Genomic DNA, 6,617 nt, shown 5'->3' on the forward strand with positions numbered 1-6,617 from the left:
GCTGCGGCCGGGCGACGCCGTCCGCTTCAGCCGAGCAGCGGGTGCAGTGCCTTGAACACCAGCGCGGCCACTGCGGCGGCCGCCGGGATGGTCAGGATCCAGGCCATCACGATGTTGCCGGCCACGCCCCAGCGCACGGCCGACAGCCGCCGCGTGGCGCCGACGCCCATGATCGAGCTCGAGATCACGTGGGTGGTCGACACCGGCAGGCCGTAGTGGGCGGTGGCGAGCATGACGCCGCTGGCGACCGTCTGCGCCGAGAAGCCGCTGACCGGGGTGAGCGAGTAGATGCGCCGGCCGAGCGTGCGCATGATGCGCCAGCCGCCGCTGTAGGTGCCGAGCGAGATGGCCGCGGCCGAGGCGATGATCACCCAGAACGGGATGCCGGCGTTGTGCTGCAGGTGCCCGGAGACGACCAGCGTCGCGAAGATGACGCCCATCGTCTTCTGCGCGTCCTGCGTGCCGTGGCCGAACGACATGGTGGCCGCCGACGCGATCTGCGCCCAGCGGAACCCTTTGTGCGCGCGGTGCGCGTTCACCTTCCGGAAGGTCCACAGCACGACGAGCATGAACAGGTAGCTCAGCACGAAGCCGACGAGCGGCGAGACCACCATCGGCACGACGACCTTGTCGACGATCCCCTGCCACTTCACCGTCTCGGACGCCGCGAGCGCCGCTCCGACGAGGCCGCCGATGAGGGCGTGTGACGACGACGAGGGCAGGCCGAAGAACCACGTGCCGAGGTTCCAGAGGATCGCCCCGACGAGCGCGGCGAGCACGAGCACCAGCCCGCTGCGTCCGCTGGGCGGGTCGATGATGCCGCTGCCGATCGTCTTCGCGATCTCGGTCGACACCAGCGCCCCGACCACGTTGAAGACCGCGGCCATGGCCAGCGCGATCCGCGGGGTCAGCGCGCGGGTCGAGACCGAGGTCGCGATGGCGTTCGCCGAGTCGTTGAAGCCGTTCGTGTAGTCGAACCCGAGCGCGACGACGATGATCAGGACGACCAGGGCGGTGATGCTCACGATTCCTTGACCGCGATCGTCTCGACCGCGTGCGCGACGTGCTCGAGCGCGTCCGCGGCCTCCTCGAACCCGTCGGCGACCTCGCGCAGCTTCACCATCGTCAGGGCGTCGTAGTCGCCGCTGAACAGTTTCGACAGCAGCTTGCGGTAGACGCGGTCGGCCTCGTTCTCGAGCCGGTTCACCTCGATCCAGTACGGCTCGAGGTCCTGCAGGGTGGCCAGCCGGCTCATCGCCTCCGCCGTCTCCGTGGCCGAACGCTGCAGCAGCCGGATCTGGTCGTGCATGAGCGGCGGCAGCGTGCCGACGTCGGCGAGCACGATGAAGTCGGCGGCCCCCTCGATCGCGTCCAGCACGTCGTCGAGGGCGCCCGCGAGCCGGTAGATGTCCTCGCGGTCGAACGGGGTCACGAAGCTGGTGTTGAGCTGCCGCATGATCCGGTGGGTGACCGCGTCGCCCGCGTGCTCGCGCTCGCGCAGCTGCTTGGCGACGGCCTCGCGGTTGGCGTTCGGTTCGAGGAGACCCGCCAGCACGTCGGCGGCCTCGGCCACGTTGCGTCCGGACTCGGTGAACATCGCGTAGAACGCGCTGTCCCGCGGGGTCAGGCGGAAGGCCACGGCACTCCTCGGCTCGGTCGACTGCGCCGCTCAGGTGAACGGCGGGTGACGAATCGTCGGACGAAGGGTAACGGGGACCTACCCGCGATCCTCGCCCGCGACCCCTCGCCGGGCCGTGCGCCTCAGCCGAAGACGACGGTCTTGTTGCCGAAGACGAGCGTGCGGTGCTCGACGTGCGCCCGGACGGCGCGCGCCAGCACCACGACCTCGAGGTCGCGTCCCTTGCGCACGAGGTCGTCGACGGCGTCCCGGTGGCTCACCGCGGTCACGTCTTGGGCGATGATCGGGCCCTCGTCCAGGTCGGCCGTGGCGTAGTGGGCGGTGGCGCCGATCAGCTTCACGCCGCGCTGCTGGGCCTGGTGGTACGGCCGCGCGCCGACGAACGCCGGCAGGAACGAGTGGTGGATGTTGATGATCCGCGTCGGGTATGCGTCGAGCACCTGGGGCGTCAGGATCTGCATGTAGCGCGCCAGCACCACGAGATCGACCTGCGCGGACGCGAGCACCTCGAGCACCTGCCGCTCCTGCTGCTCGCGGGTGTCACGGGTGACCGGCAGGTGGTGGTACGGCACGCCGTGGAACGCGGCGAGCGCGGCATGGTCGGGATGGTTGCTGATCACGGCGACGATGTCGGCGGCCAGCTCGCCCGAGCTCGTGCGCGCCAGCAGGTCGGCGAGGCAGTGCGGCTGGGTCGAGGCGAGGACGGCGATGCGCGGGCGCTCGTCGCTGCGGTTGACCTGGGCGTGCATGCCGAACCGGGCAGCCGTCGGCGCGAACGCCGCCTCGATCGTCGCGACGTCGGGATGGGCACAGGTGAACTCGACCCGCTGGAAGAAGACGCCGGCCTCGGGGTCGATGTGCTGCTCGGCGTGCACGATGTTGCCGCCGATGCCGAGCACGAAATCGGCGACGGCGTGCACCAACCCCGGCTGGTCGGCGCACGTCAGCAGCAGGACGACGCTGGCGATGGCGCTACCTGAACAGTCGTCGCAGGATCAGCAGGCCGACGACCGCGCCCACGCCGTAGATGACGGCCTTGCCCTCGGGCGTCTGCGCCTTCTCACGCAGGCTGGTCTTGGTCTTCTCGACGACCCGCTTCGGGTTGGTGCGGTAGACCAGCTCGTCGACCGCCTCGGCCAAGGCCGCGCGCGACGTCTCGATGTCGCGCTGGATCTCGTCGGCACTGCGTCCGTCGGTCACCGTCGGCCCCCTCGCTGTCGTGCTCGCCGTGTGTTGCGCGCCAGCCTAGTGGGCGGTTGTGTCGGCCGCCGCGCTCGGTAGCGTGGCGGCGTGACGCGACTGACCCAGGGCGAACCCGCACCCGACTTCACGCTGCCCGACGCCGACGGCACGGACGTCTCGCTGGCCGACTACCGCGGCCGAAAGGTGATCGTCTACTACTACCCGGCCGCCATGACCCCGGGCTGTACGACGCAGGCGTGCGACTTCCGCGACTCGCTGCAGTCGCTCGCCGCCGCCGGCTACGCCGTGCTCGGCATCTCGCCGGACAAGCCGGAGAAGCTCGCCAAGTTCCGCGACCGCGACTCGGTCAACTTCCCGCTGCTCTCGGACACCGCGAAGTCCACGCTCGATGCCTACGGCGCTTGGGGCGAGAAGACGATGTACGGCAAGACGGTCACCGGCGTCATCCGCTCGACCGTCGTCGTGGACGAGGAGGGCAAGGTCGAGTTGGCGCAGTACAACGTCAAGGCCACCGGCCACGTCGCCAAGCTCCGCCGCGACCTCGGCCTCGAGTGAATTCAGTGCCGGCGGCGGGATTCGAACCCGCACTGTCTGGTTCCTAAGACCAGCCTCTCTGCCGTTGGAGTACGCCGGCCCCGTGACGCGGCACAGTCTAGGTGCGCCCATGCCGCTCGATCTCGGACCCGATGATCACGCACTCATGCACACCCTGGTGTGCCTGAGCGCGTGATCATCAGCCGAGTACCGCGGCGCGCGCCGCGAGCCAGGCCGCGACGCCGTCGACGAAGCGTCCGGGCTCACGGATCACGAAGCGCGGCGAGCGGTGGATGACGCTGTACCCGAGCGTCTCGAGTTCGAGGTGACGGTCATCGTCCCGCTCCCGTTCGACCACGCCCGCGTGGTGCTCGACGCTGTCGATCTCCAGCACGGCTCGCAACTCAGGCCAGCAGAAATCGGCGATGACGGTACGGCCGCTGGGCAGTCTGATCTCCCAATTCTGCTCGAAGCGCGGCACTCCCGCAGCCTTCAACAGCGTGGCGGCGCGCGCCTCGGGCGCCGACCATGCGCCGCCACCGACCTCGTCGATCGACTGACGGAGGAACGCGCTCCCTCGCCTCGGCGCATGCTGCAACTAGAGCGCGAGTTCCTCGATCGTGCACAGTCGCGCGCGCACTGCCTGCGACACGAGCGTGCGCACGTCGTCCAGTCGTCGCGTCTCCACGGCGAGATCGGTGACCGCACGGGCCGGCGCAACCCGAGCCGGCCCAGGCAGCAGCGCGCGGGCGGGCATCCGTTCGACGCGGCGGACGCGGACGAAACCGGTCGATCTCGGCGCCCTGCCGTACGGCACGAGCATCAGGAGGACTGACGGACGTGCGACGCTGCGCAGACCGTCGTCGGCGAGGGCGGCCGCACCCGTCAGCAGCGCATCCGCTCCGGCGAAGGTCGTTGCCGCCGCCTGGCGGTCCGACCAGGTCATCGTGTCGACGGTGAGATAGGTACGAGGCAGGACGCGTCGCCAGCGGCCCGTCGTCACCCGGTGCTGGATCGCGCGACGCGTGAGCCCGAGCGCGAGCGCACCGTCCCAGCTCAGGATCCGAGGCAGCGCGGTGGGATCGGGCAGCGGGACGACGTCGTCGAGCCAGTCGGGCGAGGACACGCCGGCAGCCTGCCGCGAACGGTGGACGAGCGCGGACCCCTGTGGACAGCGCGATGATCACGCACGCAAGCACACCAGGGTGTGCCTCAGTGCGTGATCATCTGGACGCCGGGGCGTCCTCCTCCATCTCATGCTGGCCGCGCTCGTCGGCGCCCTCGGCATGCGCCACCTGCGCGCCAGCAGGCACCGACGAGCCGGCCGGGGCGCAGCGGAGATCGTGGCCGACGGAGGTGAGGCACTTGCCGTCCGAGAGCCGCCACTTCCAGCCGTGCATCTGGCAGGTGAGCACGCCGTCGTCGATCGAGCCGAAGCGCGAGAGGTCGGCCTTGAGGTGCGGGCAGCGACGCTGGACGTCCCACTCCCCGAGCGTCACCGTCTCGGCGGCCTCGGCGGCGTTCTGCTCGGCGAACCAGCCCTCGGCGTAGTTCAGCCGCTCCTCCGAGAGGCACTTGAAGAAGACGTAGATGAACTCGTTGTACGGGCCGATGCGCTGCGCCGAGAACCGGCAGGACAGGAACAGCGAGTTCACCCAGTCGATCTCGTGCTCGGCGATCAACTGCTCGAGGTACGCCCGCCGCGTGCGGAACCGGTAGCGCACCTTCGACCCGTCGTAGGCCCGCACCGACCGCGAGACGAAGTCGATGAGGATGTCGACGTCGCCGCGCTCGGAGTCCTCGGCGGTGAGCCGCACGCCGCCGTCGATGCCGGTGGCGATGTGGTCGGCCTCGGCGAGCAGCGGGGTGAACCACTCGGTGATGGCGGCGAGCACGTCGACCTCGGGGTGCGGCCACGTCGCCTTCGCCGCCTCGACCTCGGGCTGCCGCCGGGCCTGCATGTCGCGCAAATAGGCCGTCTTGGTCTCGGTGGACGCGTAGATGCTGGCCGGGTCGTACGGGTGGTGCTCGGGCACGCCGTCCTCGTCGAGGTCGACGCGTGTGCCGGGCAGCAGCAGCCGCGCCTCGTCGTGGCCCTTCGTCCGCAGCCACTCGATGTACACCGTCTGGTCGGGGAAGATGTTCGACTCGTCGCCGAAGATGTCGTTGAAGCCCCACAGCTCTGCGTCCAGGAAGCAGGGCGGTCCGGCGGTCGGGAAGACGAACGAGGCGCCGAGCTCCTCGATATAGCGCAGGGTGCGGTCGAACTGCCGCTCGCGCTTCGACAGGCCCAGCGCCGACTTCGCCTTCGCCGGCAGCTCGTAGACCATCGGGAACCAGATCGCGCCCGAGAATTGCACGAGGTAGGCGTCGACGTGGCCGAGCGACTTGAACAGCTCGAGCTCCGAGGGCCGCGCGTCGTTCTGGTTCAGCAGCCGGTGCGTGCCGTCGTGCACCCAGAGCGACGAGTCGCCGATCGGGCCGTCGGTCGGCGACGTCAGCGCCTGGATCATGATCTCGAGCCCGTCGACCGTCACGACCTCGTTCGTCGCGGGCTTCACGAACGACGAGAAGCCGAGGTCGCGCAGCGCGTCCTCGAGTTCCGAGGTCGGGTACTCGGGCAGCAGGACGGTCGCGCGCTTCGAGATCCGCTTGCGCAGGAAGTCGGGGTCGAAGTGGTCGCGGTGCAGGTGCGACACGAACAGGTAGTCGGCATCGCCGAACCGGTCCCAGTCGAGTTGCGAGTTGTCCGGGAACGGGAACCACGACCCGAAGTACGCCGGGTTCACCCAGGGATCGGTCAGGATCGTGCCGTGGGCCGTCTCGACGAACACGCCGGCGTGGCCGGTCCCGGTGATGCGCATGGCCACCACGGTAACGAGGCGTCCGCCACGATCCGGACGCCGACACGGGCGCCGCACGGCACGTCACGCGGGTAGTGACACAATGACGACGACCGACGAACGACCCCCGCGAGGAGCCTGATCGTGCCGCTCAAGCCGGACAGCGAACGAGACGACATCAACGTCCCCGCGGACTACGCGCACGACCACCCGGACGAGGACCCCAAGATGTGGGGCTGGCACGGCGAGTGGGGCCCGTTCTCGCGCGTCGGCGGCATCGTCGTGATCATCATCCTGGTCCTGATGATCACCGCGACGCACTACAACAACGCGGGCACCGTCTGGCTGATCATCTTCGCGGCCATGGTGCTGATCGCCCTGGTCTGGGACCAGCAGCG

The 6,617-nt window shown here is 69.7% G+C and carries 9 protein-coding genes and 1 tRNA gene; 2 read left to right on the forward strand and 8 right to left on the reverse strand.

Annotation, left to right across the window (positions count from 1 at the left end):
• Positions 1-26 precede the first annotated feature (26 nt).
• The 4 genes from ACTHMS_RS18530 to ACTHMS_RS18545 form a co-directional block, all read right to left on the reverse strand.
• Positions 27-1,025: an anion permease gene (locus tag ACTHMS_RS18530; protein ID WP_440308139.1), complete on the reverse strand. Its 999-nt coding sequence runs from the start codon at positions 1,023-1,025 to the stop codon at positions 27-29.
• Positions 1,022-1,639 (reverse strand): DUF47 domain-containing protein, encoded by a 618-nt coding sequence (locus ACTHMS_RS18535; protein ID WP_440308140.1) that lies wholly within the window; start codon positions 1,637-1,639, stop codon positions 1,022-1,024. The genes ACTHMS_RS18530 and ACTHMS_RS18535 overlap by 4 nt, the downstream gene beginning before the upstream one ends.
• A gap of 122 nt (positions 1,640-1,761) precedes the next feature.
• On the reverse strand, positions 1,762-2,607 hold the full coding sequence (gene purU, locus ACTHMS_RS18540) for a formyltetrahydrofolate deformylase (RefSeq protein WP_440308147.1): 846 nt from the start codon (positions 2,605-2,607) through the stop codon (positions 1,762-1,764).
• Between the two features lie 4 nt (positions 2,608-2,611).
• Positions 2,612-2,839: a DUF3618 domain-containing protein gene (locus ACTHMS_RS18545; protein WP_440308141.1), complete on the reverse strand. Its 228-nt coding sequence runs from the start codon at positions 2,837-2,839 to the stop codon at positions 2,612-2,614.
• A gap of 90 nt (positions 2,840-2,929) precedes the next feature.
• On the opposite strand from ACTHMS_RS18545, the gene bcp reads away from it, so the two are divergent.
• A complete protein-coding gene (gene bcp, locus ACTHMS_RS18550; protein WP_440308142.1) occupies positions 2,930-3,397 on the forward strand; it encodes a thioredoxin-dependent thiol peroxidase in 468 nt (155 codons plus the stop codon).
• A 6-nt stretch (positions 3,398-3,403) separates the two neighbouring features.
• Here the strand turns inward: bcp and ACTHMS_RS18555 are convergent.
• The 4 genes from ACTHMS_RS18555 to ACTHMS_RS18570 form a co-directional block, all read right to left on the reverse strand.
• Positions 3,404-3,476: transfer RNA gene (locus ACTHMS_RS18555), tRNA-Leu, on the reverse strand.
• Between the two features lie 99 nt (positions 3,477-3,575).
• Positions 3,576-3,974, reverse strand: coding sequence for a DUF559 domain-containing protein (locus ACTHMS_RS18560; RefSeq protein ID WP_440308143.1), 399 nt, complete (start codon positions 3,972-3,974; stop codon positions 3,576-3,578).
• A complete protein-coding gene (locus tag ACTHMS_RS18565) occupies positions 3,975-4,502 on the reverse strand; it encodes a hypothetical protein (protein ID WP_440308144.1) in 528 nt (175 codons plus the stop codon). It abuts the gene before it with no gap.
• A 97-nt stretch (positions 4,503-4,599) separates the two neighbouring features.
• Complete coding sequence (locus tag ACTHMS_RS18570) at positions 4,600-6,240, reverse strand: Rieske 2Fe-2S domain-containing protein (RefSeq protein ID WP_440308145.1); 1,641 nt, start codon at positions 6,238-6,240, stop codon at positions 4,600-4,602.
• 123 nt (positions 6,241-6,363) lie between these two features.
• Between ACTHMS_RS18570 and ACTHMS_RS18575 the strand changes: the two genes are divergently transcribed.
• The coding region (locus tag ACTHMS_RS18575; protein ID WP_440308146.1) for a DUF2631 domain-containing protein at positions 6,364-6,617 on the forward strand (254 nt) is incomplete at its 3' end.

Origin of the sequence: Jatrophihabitans sp., from assembly GCF_051960575.1 — a bacterium.
Taxonomy (GTDB): domain Bacteria; phylum Actinomycetota; class Actinomycetes; order Mycobacteriales; family Jatrophihabitantaceae; genus JBQCEE01.

Bases quoted from the DNA above. Each gene is read 5' to 3' on its own strand.
- ACTHMS_RS18570 (WP_440308145.1), bottom strand. From the start codon at position 6,240: ATGCGCATCACCGGGACCGGCCACGCCGGCGTGTTCGTCGAGACGGCC.